General features: G+C 50.8%; 17 protein-coding genes. 11 read left to right on the top strand and 6 right to left on the bottom strand.

Going from position 1 to position 17,817, the window contains the following annotated elements; translation table 11 throughout:
- Positions 1 to 138 precede the first annotated feature (138 nt).
- The 5 genes from SYK_RS00085 to SYK_RS00065 form a co-directional block, all read right to left on the bottom strand.
- Complete coding sequence (locus SYK_RS00085; RefSeq protein ID WP_281761594.1) at positions 139 to 606, bottom strand: hypothetical protein; 468 nt, start codon at positions 604 to 606, stop codon at positions 139 to 141.
- 66 nt (positions 607 to 672) lie between these two features.
- Positions 673 to 1,143 (bottom strand): outer membrane protein assembly factor BamD, encoded by a 471-nt coding sequence (locus tag SYK_RS00080; RefSeq protein WP_281761593.1) that lies wholly within the window; start codon positions 1,141 to 1,143, stop codon positions 673 to 675.
- A 74-nt stretch (positions 1,144 to 1,217) separates the two neighbouring features.
- Positions 1,218 to 2,888, bottom strand: a complete 1,671-nt coding sequence (locus SYK_RS00075) for a ribonuclease J (protein WP_281761592.1) — start codon at positions 2,886 to 2,888, stop codon at positions 1,218 to 1,220.
- A gap of 3 nt (positions 2,889 to 2,891) precedes the next feature.
- Entirely contained in the window at positions 2,892 to 3,614 is a 723-nt protein-coding gene (locus SYK_RS00070; protein WP_281761591.1) for a lysophospholipid acyltransferase family protein, read from the bottom strand.
- A 116-nt stretch (positions 3,615 to 3,730) separates the two neighbouring features.
- The gene (locus SYK_RS00065; protein ID WP_281761590.1) at positions 3,731 to 5,791 is read right to left on the bottom strand and encodes an elongation factor G; all 2,061 of its coding nucleotides are present in this window, start codon (positions 5,789 to 5,791) and stop codon (positions 3,731 to 3,733) included.
- A gap of 265 nt (positions 5,792 to 6,056) precedes the next feature.
- Between SYK_RS00065 and SYK_RS00060 the strand changes: the two genes are divergently transcribed.
- From SYK_RS00060 to tsaB, 11 genes are all read left to right on the top strand, one after another.
- A complete protein-coding gene (locus tag SYK_RS00060) occupies positions 6,057 to 7,019 on the top strand; it encodes a ParB/RepB/Spo0J family partition protein (RefSeq protein ID WP_281761589.1) in 963 nt (320 codons plus the stop codon).
- Complete coding sequence (locus SYK_RS00055) at positions 7,012 to 8,124, top strand: SPL family radical SAM protein (RefSeq protein WP_281761588.1); 1,113 nt, start codon at positions 7,012 to 7,014, stop codon at positions 8,122 to 8,124. Before SYK_RS00060 ends, SYK_RS00055 begins: the two co-directional genes overlap by 8 nt.
- Positions 8,125 to 8,294: 170 nt before the next feature.
- Positions 8,295 to 9,170 (top strand): 30S ribosomal protein S2, encoded by an 876-nt coding sequence (gene rpsB, locus SYK_RS00050; protein ID WP_281761587.1) that lies wholly within the window; start codon positions 8,295 to 8,297, stop codon positions 9,168 to 9,170.
- A gap of 2 nt (positions 9,171 to 9,172) precedes the next feature.
- Entirely contained in the window at positions 9,173 to 9,982 is an 810-nt protein-coding gene (gene tsf / locus SYK_RS00045; protein WP_281761586.1) for a translation elongation factor Ts, read from the top strand.
- 116 nt (positions 9,983 to 10,098) lie between these two features.
- Positions 10,099 to 10,818 carry a UMP kinase gene (pyrH, locus tag SYK_RS00040; RefSeq protein WP_281761585.1) on the top strand — a complete coding sequence of 240 codons (720 nt, stop codon included), beginning with the start codon at positions 10,099 to 10,101 and terminating at the stop codon, positions 10,816 to 10,818.
- A 1-nt stretch (position 10,819) separates the two neighbouring features.
- The gene (gene frr / locus SYK_RS00035; protein WP_281761584.1) at positions 10,820 to 11,374 is read left to right on the top strand and encodes a ribosome recycling factor; all 555 of its coding nucleotides are present in this window, start codon (positions 10,820 to 10,822) and stop codon (positions 11,372 to 11,374) included.
- A 12-nt stretch (positions 11,375 to 11,386) separates the two neighbouring features.
- The gene (gene uppS, locus SYK_RS00030) at positions 11,387 to 12,103 is read left to right on the top strand and encodes an undecaprenyl pyrophosphate synthase (RefSeq protein WP_281761583.1); all 717 of its coding nucleotides are present in this window, start codon (positions 11,387 to 11,389) and stop codon (positions 12,101 to 12,103) included.
- Between the two features lie 117 nt (positions 12,104 to 12,220).
- Complete coding sequence (locus SYK_RS00025; protein WP_281761582.1) at positions 12,221 to 13,024, top strand: phosphatidate cytidylyltransferase; 804 nt, start codon at positions 12,221 to 12,223, stop codon at positions 13,022 to 13,024.
- 19 nt (positions 13,025 to 13,043) lie between these two features.
- A complete protein-coding gene (dxr, locus tag SYK_RS00020; RefSeq protein ID WP_281761581.1) occupies positions 13,044 to 14,252 on the top strand; it encodes a 1-deoxy-D-xylulose-5-phosphate reductoisomerase in 1,209 nt (402 codons plus the stop codon).
- 66 nt (positions 14,253 to 14,318) lie between these two features.
- The gene (gene rseP / locus SYK_RS00015; RefSeq protein ID WP_281761580.1) at positions 14,319 to 15,377 is read left to right on the top strand and encodes an RIP metalloprotease RseP; all 1,059 of its coding nucleotides are present in this window, start codon (positions 14,319 to 14,321) and stop codon (positions 15,375 to 15,377) included.
- A gap of 14 nt (positions 15,378 to 15,391) precedes the next feature.
- Positions 15,392 to 16,180: a tRNA (adenosine(37)-N6)-threonylcarbamoyltransferase complex dimerization subunit type 1 TsaB gene (gene tsaB, locus SYK_RS00010; RefSeq protein ID WP_281761579.1), complete on the top strand. Its 789-nt coding sequence runs from the start codon at positions 15,392 to 15,394 to the stop codon at positions 16,178 to 16,180.
- A gap of 175 nt (positions 16,181 to 16,355) precedes the next feature.
- On the opposite strand, the gene dnaA is transcribed toward tsaB, so the two are convergent.
- Positions 16,356 to 17,717 carry a chromosomal replication initiator protein DnaA gene (dnaA, locus tag SYK_RS00005; protein ID WP_281761578.1) on the bottom strand — a complete coding sequence of 454 codons (1,362 nt, stop codon included), beginning with the start codon at positions 17,715 to 17,717 and terminating at the stop codon, positions 16,356 to 16,358.
- Positions 17,718 to 17,817: the final 100 nt, after the last annotated feature.

Genomic DNA, 17,817 nt, shown 5'->3' with positions numbered 1-17,817 from the left:
AACTCTGTCCTGGACCTGCCAAAGGGCAACCCCCTTTGAAATCTCATAGCGATCTAAAAAATAAAAACCTCCCCAACGTCACAACGTGCATTGAGGAGATTTTTATTTTTTAGATTGAGGATAACGTTTGAAACGTCGTTAATAATAGGCAAGAGCTTGTGGTGGTGTTTTGTCAGTAAAAAATTCTTCAATGCGCGGTTTGTTTTCTTCGCTTATTTTGAGGTCGGAGACGGTCAGAATGGAGGAATAACCGCCATAGGTTTTGACCGCACGATCAATAAAATCCGCGTCCACGAATGCGCCCTTGATGGTTACACCTCTGCCGCCCCAGGAGACAGTTAAAGGCAAAAGCGGATTGCGATCAGGGGCTTTGGTGATGAGATTCCCGGTTTTGACGAGTGCTTCAAGGACCTGATCCGGGAATATGCCACCCAATCGGCCCAAGGTTTCAAGGAAAGCGGGCATGACTGCGAGGTAATAATGTTGATCGATCTTGCAGGCAATGGACTTGCCCGGCATATTCAGCACCCATGGTTCTTCGGCAAATCCTTTGCCCAATGTCTGCTGAAGTCGCTCAACAATTTCGGTGTAATCTTTCAGTGGCATGTTCACTCCCTGTGTTCACCGTTCACAAAGAAAAACGCCCCGGAAAATCCGAGGCGTTCATGATAACTAATTGAGACGTTTCTGAAATCGTTGCAGATAGCGAGTCGTCAATATCCCGTCCACCTTATCCTCAATGGCTTCGACCTTGGCTTTATCCCCGACTTCGGGTTCCAGTTTTGCAAGTCGAGCAGGAATAATTCGTTCACAAAATTCACTGCGCCCATATGTATTCAGGTTAACATGCGTTTCTTCACCAACAGCGTAGCAAGTCACGACCTTGGATGCATAGAAATTTTCATATGCTGCGGTGGCGTCACCAGCTTTTTCCGCGCACTGCCCCTTAAGGAAATAAGCATAAGCCAAATCCATGAGATGATCAGGCGCGGCTATTGTCGAATCCAAATACGTCTCGGCACCAGCGCAATCACCCTTCTTGATAAGGGCGTACCCGGCGTCGAGATCATTCTTCTGCGCTCCACACGCGGCCAGCATGAACGTCATGGTTACCATCACCAATGCACACATGATTTTCTTCATCTCATTTATCCTCACAAAAAAAATTCTCATCGTGCCGAAATAACTAGCGCAACATCGGCTTGAAGTCCAGACACCTATATGGAAATAACCAACGGGACCACAACCGGATCACGCCCCAAAACTTTTCGGAAGAAACGGCGCAGCGCGGAACGAATACGTTCCTTGAGTTTGGCTGTATCACCGGGAGCAATATTTTCATGCACGTCAAAAATAATGCATTTGGCATCTTCAAGAAGATGCATATACTGCTGCTCGAACACAAATCCCTTGCTCATGATGTCTGGGCCCATGGAAATTTCACCGGTAGCTTCATCCACCACCATCACCACGATGACCATACCTTCACCAGCCAACAGATGACGTTCCTTGAGAACGCTCTGCCCCACGTCGCCAACACCTTTGCCGTCAACCAAAATTTTCTCAGCGGAGATCCTAGGCTCAAACACCATGGAACCATCTTCAAAAAACGTCAAAGGCTGACCGTTCTCCACGACCATAGATTTTTCATCCGTGACCCCGCACTCCACAGCCAAACGACGGTGTTTGACCAGATGACGATACTCGCCATGCACGGGAATAAAATATTCAGGCCGCACAGTCTCCAGCATAAGCGTCAATTCACCAGCATGAGCATGTCCCGACGCATGGATACCGTGCATCTTCTCATACAGGACCTCGGCGCCAAGTCGGTACAGGTTATTGATAACCCGATTGATCGCCTTGACGTTGCCCGGAATAAATCGAGAAGAAAGAATGACAAGATCATCAGGCTTCACGGACAATTGACGATGCTCCCCCATAGACATACGGGAAAGTGCGGCCAACGGTTCACCCTGCGATCCGGTAACAAGCAAAACAAGCTCGGAGTCACCATATTCATCAAGACGGTCCAAATCAATAAGCGTCCGTTTGGGTACCTTCAGATATCCCAATTCTCGTGCCAATTCGATATTACGATGTAATGACTTGCCAGATACAGCCACCTTGCGACCCTCAGCATTTGCAAGATCAAAAACTTCCTGCATCCGCTGAATATGGCTGGAAAAAAGCGAAACAAGAATACGCCCTTTGGCCTTAGAAAATATTTCGCGCAACGAAACCTTGATCTCACGCTCTGTCAAGGCGAACCCTTCGGTCTCCACGTTGGTGGAATCAGACAGCATAAGAAGGACGCCATCTTCGGAAAACTTACGAAATGCTGCTAGATCCGTGGCATGTCCACCCAAAGGATTTCGATCAATTTTGAAATCACCAGTATGGACAACCCGCCCGACTGGAGTCTCAATACCCAACCCGAATCCTTCAATGATGGAATGACAAACCGGAATAAAATTGAATCGAAAATCACCCAACAAAACACGATCATACGGTCTGACGGGTCGCAGGTCCGCCCAACGATCCAGATCATGTTCCTTGAGTTTGTTCTCGACCAAACCGAGGGTAAATTCGGAACCGTAAACTGGCACGTCAACATTCTGAAGCAACCACGGCAATGCACCAATGTGATCTTCATGGCCATGGGTCAGCACTATACCGTGCAAAATACGCTTATTCTTGAGCACATAGTCGAAACAAGGAATGACCACGTCCACGCCGAAGTGATAATCCTCGGGAAACATAAGGCCACAATCTACCATAACCATGGATGATTGCGTCCTATACAGCATGCAGTTCATACCAATTTCGCCAAGCCCCCCTAGAGGATACAGGCTCAATGCGGATGTAGGTGTTGGTACGTCTCCCATAATCTATCCTTGCGCCAACAGTTCCTTGTATGCCGCGCTCATCTTCGCGCGCAGATCGTCCTTGAACTTTTCACGATCCTTGATGGTATATTCAGACGGGTCAATAATTGGCAAAGCCTTTACCCGAACCACAGGCCGGTTATCGATAATCATCTGGCCTTTGCCCATAACAAGCCCCGTATTGGTCATGACGATAGGCACCACAGGCAACCCGGATTTGAGAGCAATGATCATACCACCAATCTTAAATTCCATGAGATCTTCAAGATGCAGATTCCGAGTCCCTTCAGGGAAAACAACTGGAGAAAACCCGTTCTTGGCTATTTCCACGGCTTCGTTCAAAGACTTCATGGCTGAACGACGATTTTCCCGATCAATGCAGATATGCCCGGAATAGGCCAGAGCCTTTCCATAAATGGGAATATCAAACAGGCTCTTCTTGGCAACATAACGAATACGGTTGCCTTTAAGCACGTCGAACAGCACGGGAATGTCAAGATTTGATTGATGGTTGCAGATAAAAACGTAATGTCCTTGAGGGTCTACATCCCCCATGTCAGCCTCAATCTTCATACCGGATAACTTAATCGCGGCATGGCCCCAAGCTAATCCCCACTGGTCATATTCCTCAGGAGTGGAGTTGGCTGGATCAACCTTCATGGTCTTCCAGCTATAGTAGACAGTTACAATCCACAGGTTAAGGACAAAAAATATACGTCGAAACATTCGCTTTCCTTATTGCTTATTTCATCAGTGAGTAAACCAATTCGCCCCATCAAACAAGTGAAAGAAAAAGGGCAGCAGGTAATCCCGCCGCCCTTTTATAGTTATCTGATGGGAACTTACACGGCTTCATCCGCCCTCTTGTTGGCGGCAATGACCTTTTCTGTTTCCTGAGGCGGGCATTCCTCGTAGGAAGCAAATTCCATGAAGAAAGTTCCCTGCCCACCGGTCATGGAGTTCAAATCCGGGGCATACTTAAGCATTTCAGCCATGGGCACATGCGCCTTGACCTCAGTCAGACCTGTCTGGGAATCGGAACCCAATACCTTGCCTCGACGGGAGGACAGGTCGCCGATAACGTCGCCCATAAAGGAATCAGGTACAGCCACGGTCACGAGCATGACCGGCTCCAGTAAAGCCATCTTGGCCTTTTCGCAGGCTTTCTTGAAGGCAATGGAACCTGCGACTTTGAACGCCATCTCCGAGGAGTCGACGTTATGGTAACTGCCGTCATACAACGTCACCTGAAAGTCGATAACCGGGTAACCGGCCAACACACCGCGAGCAGCAACTTCCTGAACGCCCTTGTCAACAGCGGGAATGAACTGACGGGGGATGGAACCACCGACGATCTTGTCTTCGAATTCATAGCCTGCACCGGACACTTTGGGAGTCACGTTAATCCAGCAATCGCCAAACTGACCACGACCACCTGACTGTTTCTTGTGACGCCCCTGCACTTCCTTGGCACCGGTCTTGAAAGTCTCTCGATACGGGACCTTGGGTGTTTTCAAAACGATATCAGCCTTGTAGCGGCGTCTGGCCTTCTCAACCGAGATTTCAATATGATTCTGTCCCATACCTGACAGCAAGATGTCACCGGACTCTTCGTCTCGAGCCAAAGTCAGGGTAATATCTTCCTCAAGCAGCTTGGCAACCGCTGAGTATACCTTGTCTTCGTCACCCTTTTCGGCCGGAGCCAAAGCGAAGGTGATCAGTTGTGGTGCGATTTCAGGCTTGATCAACTTGAAATCATCTTTCTCAACCAAGGTGTCGCCGGTATGGGTGTTTTTGAGCTTTGCCAGCACAGCAATAGAACCGGGACCCATAGGATCCTTTACCTGAGCCTGTTCCTTGCCGTTCATAACCAACAACTGTCCCACACGCTCTTTTTCGCCATTGGACGCATTGAGCAGATGGAAATCGGACTTGAGTTCTCCAGACAAAACACGAACCACAGTAAGCTGACCGGCAAATGGGTCGGCCTGGGTCTTAAACACGAAACAAGCCAAAGGCTCGTCCGGTGAACTGGCCCGTTCGCCTTCTTCGCCTTCCCATACGGGATGGGTCAAAGGACCGGGCAACAGATTCTGTATAGTGTCCAGAATCATCTGGCCACCCTGACAATTCAGGGCTGCGGATACGACCACGGGAACGAGTTCGCCGGAAGCGACGCCGCCCTGAAGGCCCTTGGTAATATCTTCGGGAGATAATTCTCCGTCTTCAAAATATTTTTCCATGAGATCTTCATCACTTTCAGCGATGTTCTCAATCATGGTTTCACGCAACATTTCGACTTCATCTGCGATGTCGCCGGGAATATCCCCTTCTTCGACTGCGCCGTCAGCGCCGAATATCAAAGCCTTGCCGGACATCATGTCCACCACGCCCTTGAAATCTTCTTTGGAGCCGATGGGATAGTACAACAAAGCAGGACGAGCACCGAGAGCCTCGGAAATACCGTTGAATGCGGTATCGAATTCGGCCCTATCACGATCCATCTTGTTGATGACGATCATAGAAGGCAGCCCCTTCTCCTGAACCCGTGCCCAAATCTTGCGAGTCAGTGGCTTAACACCATCAACAGCGTCAATAACCATGACCACGCCATCTGTAGCGGTCAGGCTGTAGGAAAGATCACCTGCGAAGTTGGAATCACCGGGAGTGTCGATGAGAAAATGGTCGTTCTTTTTCCACTTGTAGCTGGCAAAACCAGGCTGAACAGAACCTCGACGCTTGATTTCCTCGGGTTCGTAATCGAGAACGGTGCTTCCGTCTTCGACCTTGCCGAGGCGGTTTACAACTCCGGCATTGAAAAGCAACATCTCGGCGACGGAAGTTTTCCCGCTACCGCCATGACCGACGAGTGCATAAGTTCTTTGAGTTTTCAAATCAGGCATACTTCACTCCACGTACTTTTTTCAGGTTATCCCTATTGTCTCGGAAGCCTTAGGCTCCCGTGAAAATCACAGCACTTGGTTTTTCACAGGTTTAGTCCTATAGGAAGACCAACGCGAGCTTGTCAAGTTACTACGCTATGAACATCAACGACATATCCATCAATAATTGTTGAACATTTTTGATAGACACTTGTGATTTCAACACAGATTAAACGTAATTGCAACCAGTTACCTCATTTTAGACAGAAACTTTCAGGAGTGGATTTTGCATCTATCCAACGAGATCTTCACGGCCCCTGCCGACAATATAAACAATTCAGGCGCACATCTGTTCTGGGCCGACACCCCGGACACATCATTGGCAGATTCCATTGAAGAATTCGGCCAATCCACACCGGTACTAGTCTACGAATCCCAAAACGGCCTGAATCTCGTCGCCGGACACGCACGCGTGAGCGCTCTCCATAACCTTGGTCGTCCGGTTCTTGCCAGAATGGTTGAAGATATAAATGAAACCGACAAAGGATTGCTTTATCTGACCGACAACCTGCAACGCCCCATGGACGATGGCATGCGCCTCAAGGCTCTTGAGTTTTTCGCGCCGCTCATGGAAGAAAAATCCCTCAAGTCGAACATCCTGCCCCGTCTTGGCATAAAGCCTAAATCCAAGGACGCCAAACTTCTGGTGGGCTGGCTCACCATGGATCAAACATGGCGCGACCTGCTCAAACAAGGCAACATTCCTCTGGCCTCAGCCACGCCTCTTTCTCGCATGACCAGTGAAGACCGTCAGGCAGCAGAACCACTGTTCACCGGATTCTCATGGTCTCGCTCCAATGCGGTCAACGTCTTGAACTGGCTGTTCGAAACCGCTAAGATGAACGATCAATCCGTGCAGGAAGTCATGCACACCGCGGGCATGATCAAAATTCTTTCGCAGGGGCTTTCTCCCAAGGACACCATTGCACGTCTCGCCAATGCGGCCCGACTGGCACGTTACCCTGAACTGACCAAACTTCAGGACCGGTTCACTGCCGCAGCCGGAGAAATCACCGGCGGAACCCGCTGGCGTATGATTCAGCCCAATAATTTTGAAACAGGCGGAGCCGAATTAACCGTCCAAATCAAGGATGCCGCACAGCTCAAACGGGCTGTTGCAGAAATGACAGACCTCGCCGACGCCCCGGCATGGGAAAAACTCTGGAAGCTGGGAAGTGGCAATGACTAAGCAACTCCCCTCCCATCTTCATAAAATCGGTCATGTGTTCGTGGATGAATCCATGCAGAATTCACCCATCGCGAATCGGGTACGCAACAAACTGGCCGGGACCGATCAGGCAAATATTCCGTGGACTGTGGTCCCCCCCGAACAAGACCGCATAGAGTTTGACGAAGGCGACACGCAGGCATTGTATCTCAAGGAATACAAAGGCAAATTCCTCCGATTTTGCCCCGGGACCCGTGCCTACCATTGCTGCGGATACCGCATCATTCACATCGGCGAGAACTGTCCCATGGCCTGCTCCTATTGTATTTTGCAGGCATACTTTCAGGACCGCGTGCTGAAAATCTGGGCCAATCAGGACGCCCTGTTCACCGAACTGGGCAACGCCTTCGGAGCAGATCCAAATACCCGTTACCGCGTTGGTACCGGCGAGTTCACTGACTCGCTGGCCCTAGAACATCTGACCGGCTATTCCAACAATCTCATTGGATTTCTTCAAGATTACGACAACGTAGTGCTGGAATTAAAGTCCAAAGTCGTGGACCTGACGTGGATGGAAGCAACCACTCGCACAGACCGAGTTCTTCCGGCATGGTCACTCAACGCACCATTCATCAATGAACATGAAGAATTCGACGTTTCCACACTGAAAGAACGTCTTGAAGCAGCCCGCACCTGTGCCGAGGCCGGATTCAAAGTATGCCTCCATTTCGACCCGATCATCCATTACCCCGGCTGGCGTGAAGGTTACGCCGAAATCATCGACATGATTTTTGATTATGTGCGCCCCGAAAACATTGCCTATATGTCTCTCGGTTCGTTCCGTTGTATGCCCCAGCTCAACCCGATTATTGCGGACCATTTTCCTGATACAACATATATTTATAATGAATTCATCCCCGGCCTTGATGGTAAAGCTCGACTACTCCGCCCGCTGCGTGTTGAACAGTTCACCTTCATGGTCGACCGCCTGCGCAAACACGGAATGGATAAGCAACTTTACTTCTGCATGGAATCCACCGAAGTCTGGAACGAAGTCTTCGGATACGCCCCCAAAGATTTCGGCGGATTAGGCAACCGGTTGATGGCTCAGGCATTTGGAGAATAATTTGCACATCATTTAATAGTATTGTGCATTTTCCCCTTGCCAACCATACTATATCAGGCTAAATACCCCCGACTTCAAATTCACACATCCTGCCCATAACTCCGGGTGGTCCGTGATGTCACGGACTCCTTAATGGACTGCAGGATGGACGAAAAACCCAGGAGATTATCATGGCTTATGTTACTATGAAGCAGATGCTGGAGACCGGTGTCCACTTCGGCCACCAGACCCGCCGTTGGAACCCCAAAATGCGCCCTTACATCTTCGGCGCCCGCAATGGCATCCACATCATGGACTTGCAGCAGACTGTCAAAATGTTTGCTACCGCTCACGACTTCATTGTCGACACCGTTGCCAAAGGCGGCAAAGTGCTGTTCATCGGCACCAAGCGTCAGGCTCAGGAATCCGTCAAGGCGGAAGCTGAACGTGCTGGCATGTTCTTCGTCACTCATCGCTGGATGGGCGGCACCCTGACCAACTTCCAGACCATCAAACGTTCCATCGATCGCCTCAAGAACCTCGAACAGATGTTCGAAGACGGTTCCATCTCCCGCTACACCAAAAAGGAAGCAGTGGGCATGAACCGCGAGGTTAAGAAGCTGAACCTGGCTCTGGGCGGTATCAAAGACCTGAACGAAGCACCCCGCGCCGCTTTCGTCATCGATCCCAAGCGCGAGCAGATCGCCATTCAGGAATGCCGCAAACTCGGTATCCCCGTAGTAGCCGTTGTCGACTCCAACTGCGATCCCGACATGGTTGATTACATCATCCCCGGTAACGACGACGCTATCCGCGCCATCAAGCTTTTTGCTACCCACATGGCCGATGCTTGCCTCGAAGGCGCAGCCATGCAGAAGGACTACACTGCTAAAGCTGAAGCTGAAGCCAAAGCTGCCAAGGCTGCAAAAGCCGCCGAGGCTCCCAAGAAAGAGGCCAAGAAAGACGGCCCCAAGGTAGAAAAAAAGCAGAAGGCTGCTCCTAAAAAAGAAGTAAAAATCGAAGAGAAGGCTGAAGCTCCTGCTGAGGCTCCCGCGGAGGAGAAATAACAATGGCTATCACAGCTGCACAAGTTAAAGAGCTGCGCGAAAAGACCGGCGCAGGCATGATGGATTGCAAAAAAGCCTTGGTTGAATCCGAAGGCGACGAAGAAAAAGCAGTCATGTACCTTCGTGAGAAGGGCCTGTCCAAAGCCGCCAAAAAGGCTGGACGCGCTACTTCAGAAGGTCTCGTTACTCCTTATATCTCTGAAGATGGCAAAACAGCTGTCATCGCCGAACTGCTCTGCGAAACTGACTTTGTTGCCAAAGGCGATGACTTCACTTCCTTTGCATCTGCTCTGTCCGAAAAAATCGCCGGCCTGGATGTGACCACTGGCGCAGCAGACGATCTGCCTGCCGAAGTAGCTGACGTCACCGACCTCATCGCCAAGCTTGGCGAAAACATGGGTGTTGGCCGTTTTGCCAAAATCACCACCGAAGGCGTGCTGGGCATCTACCTGCACTCCAACAACAAGCTCGCCTCCATTGTCGAGCTGACCGGTACCGACGACGTCAACATGGCCAAAGATATTGCCATGCACGTGGCCGCCATGAACCCCTCCTGCAAAACTTCTGACGAGCTGTCTCAGGACGTCCTGGAAAAGGAAAAAGCTCTCTATTTGAAGCAGGCCATGGACGAAGGCAAGCCCGAAAACATCGCCGAAAAGATCGTTACAGGTCGTCTGAATAAGTTCTACAAAGAAGTCTGTCTCGTTGAGCAGGCCTTCATTAAGGACGACAAGCAGACCATCAAACAGATCCTTGGTGACGCCACCGTCGCCAGCTTCCAGCGACTCGCCCTTGGAGAAAAGGCCGAGTAGTTGATGCTCTAAAAAAATGAAAACGGGCCGCACGGCCCGTTTTTTTTGTCTGAAAAACATGCTATCGCCTTTGGGCGAGACTATTTTATGAACTTTCCATACATGAAGAGGTAACAATGGAAAAAGCGCGGTACTCGCGAATTCTTCTGAAACTCAGTGGCGAAGCTCTGGCCGGGGATCAACAATTCGGTATTCAGCCGGAGGCCATCGGTCAGTTTGCCAAGGAAATTGCCGAAGTGGCATCCACGGGGCTCCAGATCGCACTCGTCATCGGCGGCGGAAATATCTTCCGCGGTATGGCAGCTAGTGCCAAGGGCATGGACCGCGCTCAGGGTGATTACATGGGAATGCTTGCCACGATCATGAACGCCTTGGCCGTACAGGACGCTCTGGAAAAGAATGGTTGCGACACCCGTGTCATGACCGCCCTCTCCATGGCAGATGTGGCCGAGCCGTACATTCGCAGACGCGCACTCCGGCACATGGATAAAGGCCGCGTGGTCATCTGTGCAGCCGGAACCGGTAACCCCTACTTCACCACCGATTCAGCCGCAGCTTTGCGTGCACTTGAACTCAAGTGTGACGCAATTTTCAAGGCCACCAAGGTGGATGGCGTGTATGACAAAGACCCCGCCAAATTCGATGACGCGGTCAAATACGAAACGGTCTCGTACATGGAAACCCTGGAAAAACGGCTCGGCGTCATGGACTCCACCGCCATTTCCATGGCACGCGACAATGATCTGCCGATCATCGTCTTCAATCTGCATACCGAAGGCAACATTCGCAGGGCCGCCAACGGCGAAAACATAGGAACGACTGTCCAAGGAGACTAAGATGCAATCCGTACTTGATGATGGGAAAAAAAGAATGGCCGGGGCCATAGCTGCCCTTGATAAGGAATTCAGCAAGCTGCGCACAGGCCGTGCGACCACAGCTCTGGTGGACGGAATTATCGTGGATTACTACGGCACCCCCACGCTCATCAACCAACTTTCCTCGGTGTCCGTACCCGACTCCAAGACCCTCACCATTCAGCCTTGGGACAAAGGAGCTTTCGGTGCGGTGGAAAAAGCCATCCAAAACTCCGACCTCGGCCTCAACCCGGTCAATGACGGAAAAATCATCCGTATCAGCATTCCGCCTTTGACCGAGGAACGCCGCAAGGATCTGGTCAAAATCGCCAAAAAATATTCTGAAGATGCCAAGATCGCCATCCGTAACGTACGTCGTGACATGAACGACATACTTAAGAAAATGGAAAAAGATAAAGACATCAGCGAAGATGACAAAAAGCACGGCGAAACTAATGTCCAGAAAATGACTGACGATTTCGTCAAGCAGACTGAGGAAGTCCTTGCCGGAAAAGAAAAGGAAATTCTCGAGATTTAGTAGGGCATCCACTTGAAGAACGTACATATTCCCGCCCATATAGCCATCATAATGGATGGCAACGGCAGGTGGGCCAAACAGCGCGGACTGAATCGGACCAACGGGCATAAGGCCGGAACCGAGGCAGTTCGCGCCGTGGTCACTCGCTGCCGAGAATTGGGTGTGAAGCACCTCACGCTCTACACCTTTTCCAAAGAAAACTGGTCGCGCCCAAAAGCTGAGATCAAAACCCTGTTTGAACTGCTTACTTCTTTCCTGACCAAAGAAGAAAAGAGTCTCAAGGAACAGGGGATTCGACTCAAGGTACTGGGTGAACTTGACGATATGCCATTGGCAGTTCGTCAACTGCTTAAACACGTCATGCGCCAAACAAAAAACTGCACAAACATAACCCTGAACCTCGCCCTGAACTATTCGGGAAGAGAAGACATTCTCCGGGCAACACGAGCAATGGTTTCCAAAGGGATTGCTCCCGACGCAATCAACGAAGAAACTTTTGCCAATGAGTTGTGGACTGCGGGCCAACCAGACCCTGATTTAATCATCCGCACCAGCGGCGAACTTCGGCTGTCCAATTACCTTCTGTTCCAATGTGCCTATTCAGAACTCTACTTTACGGACATTTACTGGCCGGATTTCACCCCGGATGAACTGGACAAGGCCATTAAAGAACTGAATCACCGGCAACGCCGCTTCGGCAAAACATCTGATCAACTCGCTGACCAATAAAGCATTTGATCATCCCAATGATTGTTTTACTTGACTTATTGCCCCCGTCTTTCAAATAGCGTAGATAAGCAGGACTCGCATTCAACGCGGCAACACATGTAACCATTGAAATCATCTATGGATATCTCCCCACACAAACAACGAATTGCCACAAGCATAGGGCTGGCCATCCTTCCAGCCATGGCCCTCATCTTTCAGGGTTGGGTTCTGTTCACAGTTCTCGCCCTTTTCTGCGTCCTGACGCTGTGGGAGTTCTACTCCATGTTTCGCCCAGTGCAGTCCATGACTGCCTTCAAATCCCTTGGTGCTGCTTTCACCTTTTTGTTGCTGGGCGCATTCACCACAGGGAACACGAACTATCCGGCCGCAGTCTTGCTTATTGCCTTCTGGGCTTCAGGATTTGTTTTTCTCCTCCGGTACAACAAAGACGTGACGGCCTCATATCGCCATGCCGCAATTTTTCTGGCCGGATTGATCTACATTCCCTTAAATTTTCACTTTGTTCTGACCATGCAGCCGCTCGAAATCATTCTGGTACTAGGGGCAGCAACCATATCGGATACAACCGCCTTCTACGCCGGCACCATGTGGGGAAAGAAAAAGATATGGCCCCGCGTCAGTCCCAAAAAGTCTTGGGTAGGATCACTTGCCGGTCTAACAGCCTGTACCATCGCCATAACAGTGTATGGTATGAGTTTGGGTTCAGCCCATTGGTGGCAATGGATACTCCTCGGTATAGCCTTGAACATCGCGGCCCAATTCGGCGATTTCTTCGAGTCTGCTCTAAAGCGTACCCTAGATATCAAAGACTCCGGTGTCATCCTGCCGGGTCATGGCGGCCTGCTTGACCGTGTGGACAGCCTCTTGTTGGCAATTCCCACTTACGGCTTAATCGCTATGTTCCACCCCTTCTTCAAATAAAGGTCGAACGAGGACTCTCGTGAAATCCTATATTTCTCCCTGGCCTGAGACGGCTGCCTTACCTGATTTCCCTCGAACCATAAGCATCCTTGGTGCTACCGGTTCAATTGGAGATTCTGCCCTCAAGGTTATACGAAAACACCCAGAGATGTTCACTGTTACGGCATTGGCCGGTGGACGCAACGGTGCCAAACTGGCACAACTCTGTGCTGAATTTCGACCGAAATACGCCGCAGTACTCAACGACACAGCGCTCAAAGACTTCACCGTCAATCTGCCCGCTGGCTACACCCCGGAAATATTTGTCGGCCCCAAGGCATACGTTGAACTTGCCCGTATTGAAGAAATCGATCTTGTTCTGTCCAGTATCGTCGGAGCCGCCGGTTTCGAACCGACTCTGGCAGCTGCCAAAGCCGGCAAAATGATCGGTTTGGCCAACAAGGAATCACTTGTTCTCGGCGGCCACATCATCCGTGCCGCATGCCATGCCTCCGGGGCCACCATTCTGCCGGTGGATTCGGAACACAACGCCTTATTCCAAGGATTGATGGGCCATAGTAAAAACTGCGAACAGGAACTCAAACGCCTCATTCTGACAGCCTCTGGCGGTCCTTTTTGCGGCAAGGACAGCACGTTTCTCGAAACCGTCACCCGCGAACAGGCTTTAAATCACCCCAATTGGGACATGGGCGCAAAAATTTCTATTGATTCCGCAACACTTATGAACAAAGGGCTGGAACTGATCGAGGCTTGCCACCTCTATGGAGTACCGCCGTCCAATGTGGACGTAGTGGTCCATCCCCAATCCATTATCCACTCATTGGTAGAATATGTGGACGGTTCGCAATTGGCGCACCTTGGCACACCGGACATGCAAATACCTATCGCTCACTGCCTCTGTTTTCCGCACCGCGTAACCGTAGATGTACCGCAACTCAACCTCGCACAGGTCGGAAGCCTGACATTCAACGAACCTGATCTTAAAGCTTTCCCTTGCCTACGACTCGCTCGCGAGGCATTTGATGCCAGCCCCAGCCATCCCATCGTGCTCAATGCGGCCAACGAAGTTGCCGTGGCTGCTTTCCTCGACGAAAAGATTCGATTCCTTGACATCCCAGCCATGATCGAATCAGCTCTGGGCCGACACAAACCGGTAGACGTTTCCACGCCTGACGCCGTCCTTGCTCTGGACCACGTCATTCGAGAAGAAGCGCACGCCAGCCTCTAGCCAAATTTCCAAGAATGCTTATACTGATTCGAGCCGTAATCAAAACATACGGCCTATGAGGAAACTATGATTACAAGCGTCATCGCCATCGTACTGGTTCTCGGCGGACTAATATTCTTTCACGAACTGGGTCACTTCACTGTTGCCCGAATGTTCGGCATGGGGGTAAAAGCCTTTTCCCTCGGCTTCGGGCCGAAACTTGCCGGATTCACTTCAGGGAAAACCGATTACAAACTCGCGGCCATCCCCTTGGGTGGATATGTCGCGCTTGCTGGAGAACAAGGAGAGGAAGAGACTGACTTCGCTGACGAAGAACTCTTTTCCAATAGACCGGCATGGCAGCGTCTTTGCGTCGTGGCAGCAGGTCCTTTCTTCAACTTTCTGCTCGCTTTTATCATTTACTGGTTCCTGGCAATGGCTCAAGGACAGGCTATAATTCTGCCTCTAGTCGGCGGCGTGATGCCTGATAGCCCTGCTGCTATGGCCGGATTCCAAAAAGACGACATGATCACCAGCATCGAAACCGAATCCATCAAATCCTGGTCCCAGATGGTGGATGCCATCCGAGCCGCTGAAGGCAAAAGCCTGACGATTGGTGTGGATCGCAGTGGTGAACAGCTAACCCTGCATGTCACCCCCGAAGTACAGACACACAAGAATATTTTTGGTGAATCCGTGACCGTCCCCATGGTTGGAATCAACCAAAGCGGACAAGTTCGCTTTGAACCGGTGGAAGGTATAGGTCTCCAAACAGCTCTCGTACACACTTGGAACATGTCTCAAGTGGTGATCAAAGGTTTTGTCTCCATCATCGAACGCCTTATTCCGGTGGAAATGGTGGGGGGACCGATCATGCTCGCCCAGATGGTCAGTAAAAGCGCCCAGAGTGGCGTATATGATCTGCTCGGCATGATGGCGGTTATTTCCATCAACCTCGCCATCATAAACCTGCTGCCGATCCCGGTATTGGACGGCGGTCACATTCTGTTTTTCACTCTGGAAATCGTCTTCCGCCGCCCGCTTAACGAAAAGTGGAAGGCCATGTCCATGCGCATGGGCCTGCTCGTTCTGCTGTTGCTCATGGGGCTGGCTATCTTCAATGACGTTCGCAGATTGCTTTCATAGAGCGGAGACGACGTATGGCTGCCCCCAAAAGAATTGTACCGCATGATCTCCTTCTCGCCATAGGCGGGACGGAAGAACGTTTGCAACTAGTGCTGGGACAACCCGGCCTAGAGGGTTGCACCCTGCTGACCTCCCGCCAATGGACTGTTCCAGGACAATCCATCCGATTTCTCATTCCCGGCCTCAAACAAGCGTTGGATAGCTTTGGGCTGGGGATCGATATTATCGCCAGAATCGCTTGCGTACGCGGTCCTGGTAGCTTTACCGGACTGAGACTCATTCTGGCCGCTGCCGAAGGTCTGGCAGCCGGGCAAGGACTTCCTCTGGCCGGTCTGGACTACCTGCCCCTCCTCGCCTCAGGTCCTGGTGCACTCATTTCAGGTCCTCTACACGTGTTGACTTACGCACGACGTGGCTTGGTGTACCTGCAATCCTTTGACGCCCCCAGCCTGAAAGAACATGCTCCGCTTGAATCGCTTTCTCTGGATGAGGCAGCTACGCGCATGGCTGAGTTCGGCGATACAGCACACCTCATGGGGAGTGGACTGCGCAAGAATCCCGATTTTTTCACAGCCCTCGCCGCTGCCAATCAGGGCTACACCCTGCTTGCCAAAGAATGGGATACTCCGTCACCAGAAGTTCTTCTTGCTGCTGCATACGCGGCAGACTTCACGCAGGAGTCCATTGAACCTGTTTATGTACGTCCTACGGATGCCGAAGACAACTTAGGTACCATAGCGGCAAAACGCGGCTTGGACCCGATAGAAGCGAAAAAAAGATTAGAAGAACTGCGCAAGCAGTAGTCGATTCGCTCTGAAACCACCACGGCAGCAAGAAACATCTCGCTGTCTGCATTGCCTCACTCTTTCATCAGTCACAAAAAAACCGACACGAGGTCGGCATAAAATTTCTCCCGGAATCGAGGGACGTCACGTGACTGATGCCTGAACGATTCCGGGAGAACATTGGGGGGCGTTGTTAAGGCGTAAGCCTCTGGGCAGTATTTTCTATCTGCCGACCCAGCGGTGTCTGCATGGAGATTTCTCTCTCCAATTTGGTAATTCCCTTGAGTACAGTGGAATGTCTCCGGCCAAGGCGTTCGCCAATAGCTTTCAACGACAACTCCGTATGTTTGCGGGCCAGAAAAAAGGCTGTGTTACGAGCCAAAACTACCTGCCGTTTACGACTTTTGGATTTCAACTCGTCCTCGGACAAGCTGTAACTCTTGCATACAAACTCAATAATATGCGCAAAGTCGGGAGTAGAATTATGAATAGCGTAATTTTCAAGCACTTCCCAAGCCAAGTTCATGGTCACAGCACGATTGAGCAGTCGAGCCTTGAGAACAAGGTTATTCAAGCAACTTTCCAACTGGCGAATATCCGTGGTGATCCTTTCTGCCAATAATTCAGTGACAGCCACTGGCACATCCACCTGAAGCTTACGCGCCTTTTCCTGCACAATACGCAATCGGGTTTCCATATCAGGACGATTGATGTGCGCCAAAAAGCCAGAGCAAAAACGAGAGACCAAGCGGTCATCAACACCCTTGAACTCTTTCGGCATAAAAGAACTTGTCAGGACAACCTTGCAACCACGTTCACGCAAAGCGGTCATGGTACACAACAATTCATCCTGCATCTTTTCCTTTCCCTGAAAGAAATGAACGTCCTCAAGCAGGAGTACATCAAGACCTTCACGGAATTGCGTCTTGAACTGATCGATCTGGCGAGACTTGAAAGCCAGAACCATCCGTGTAGCAAATTCTTCAGAGGACAGACAAGCAACCCGAAGATTTTTGCGATGAGCCGACTTACACAAATGCTGGCCCACGGACTGAAGCAAATGAGTCTTTCCGAGTCCCGGACCGGAACTCAGAAAAAGATGATCGGAATTAAACGCGGTCTGCCCAATGGATTTGCTCGCTGCGCAGGCAAGTTCGTTGGAAGGACCGACAATAAAATCATCAAAATTAAAACGCCAACTAGGTACAGTCAAAGGACGCGGCGACTGATCCAATGGCAAACCGAGATGCTGAGCACCCTCGGCTCGTTTCCCCGGTTTCCGAGCAGCGGAACGGGGTTTTCGGGTAACAGGTTTCTTCGCGCCAACCTTGATGGTAATGCGGGGGTCTCCGCCCATCACCTCAGCCGCAGATTCCCTAATGACCCGAAGCAAGCGGTCACGCACCCAGTTGGCAACGAATTCGTTGGGTGCTGTCAGGGTAAGCCTGCTCCCGTCGACACTCCCCTGTAATGGTTTAATCCATACAGAGTAGAGACTCGAGGTAAGGCTCTTTTCAAGAGAGAGCAGAATTTGCTTCCAGGCAGTATTGAGCATGCAGATGGAAATAGTTTATCACCGTCCGAGAGACAATTCTCGTAATTCTATGTGAGGCCGAAGATCGGCTCAGGTTATCGACAAGGCTACCGACGCGTAT

Origin of the sequence: Pseudodesulfovibrio nedwellii (genome assembly GCF_027923765.1) — a bacterium.
In the GTDB taxonomy this organism is placed as follows: Bacteria; Desulfobacterota; Desulfovibrionia; order Desulfovibrionales; family Desulfovibrionaceae; genus Pseudodesulfovibrio; species Pseudodesulfovibrio nedwellii.
The sequence above is the reverse complement of the archived record's forward strand: the minus strand, read 5'-3'. Positions and strand labels throughout refer to the sequence as shown.

Coding starts and splice junctions, on each gene's coding strand:
- SYK_RS00065 (WP_281761590.1), bottom strand. CDS start 5,791: ATGCCTGATTTGAAAACTCAAAGAACTTATGCACTCGTCGGTCATGGC.
- rseP (WP_281761580.1), top strand. CDS start 14,319: ATGATTACAAGCGTCATCGCCATCGTACTGGTTCTCGGCGGACTAATA.
- SYK_RS00025 (WP_281761582.1), top strand. CDS start 12,221: ATGGATATCTCCCCACACAAACAACGAATTGCCACAAGCATAGGGCTG.
- tsaB (WP_281761579.1), top strand. CDS start 15,392: ATGGCTGCCCCCAAAAGAATTGTACCGCATGATCTCCTTCTCGCCATA.
- SYK_RS00075 (WP_281761592.1), bottom strand. CDS start 2,888: ATGGGAGACGTACCAACACCTACATCCGCATTGAGCCTGTATCCTCTA.
- frr (WP_281761584.1), top strand. CDS start 10,820: ATGCAATCCGTACTTGATGATGGGAAAAAAAGAATGGCCGGGGCCATA.
- pyrH (WP_281761585.1), top strand. CDS start 10,099: ATGGAAAAAGCGCGGTACTCGCGAATTCTTCTGAAACTCAGTGGCGAA.
- SYK_RS00055 (WP_281761588.1), top strand. CDS start 7,012: ATGACTAAGCAACTCCCCTCCCATCTTCATAAAATCGGTCATGTGTTC.
- rpsB (WP_281761587.1), top strand. CDS start 8,295: ATGGCTTATGTTACTATGAAGCAGATGCTGGAGACCGGTGTCCACTTC.
- dnaA (WP_281761578.1), bottom strand. CDS start 17,717: ATGCTCAATACTGCCTGGAAGCAAATTCTGCTCTCTCTTGAAAAGAGC.
- SYK_RS00085 (WP_281761594.1), bottom strand. CDS start 606: ATGCCACTGAAAGATTACACCGAAATTGTTGAGCGACTTCAGCAGACA.
- SYK_RS00080 (WP_281761593.1), bottom strand. CDS start 1,143: ATGAAGAAAATCATGTGTGCATTGGTGATGGTAACCATGACGTTCATG.
- SYK_RS00070 (WP_281761591.1), bottom strand. CDS start 3,614: ATGTTTCGACGTATATTTTTTGTCCTTAACCTGTGGATTGTAACTGTC.
- tsf (WP_281761586.1), top strand. CDS start 9,173: ATGGCTATCACAGCTGCACAAGTTAAAGAGCTGCGCGAAAAGACCGGC.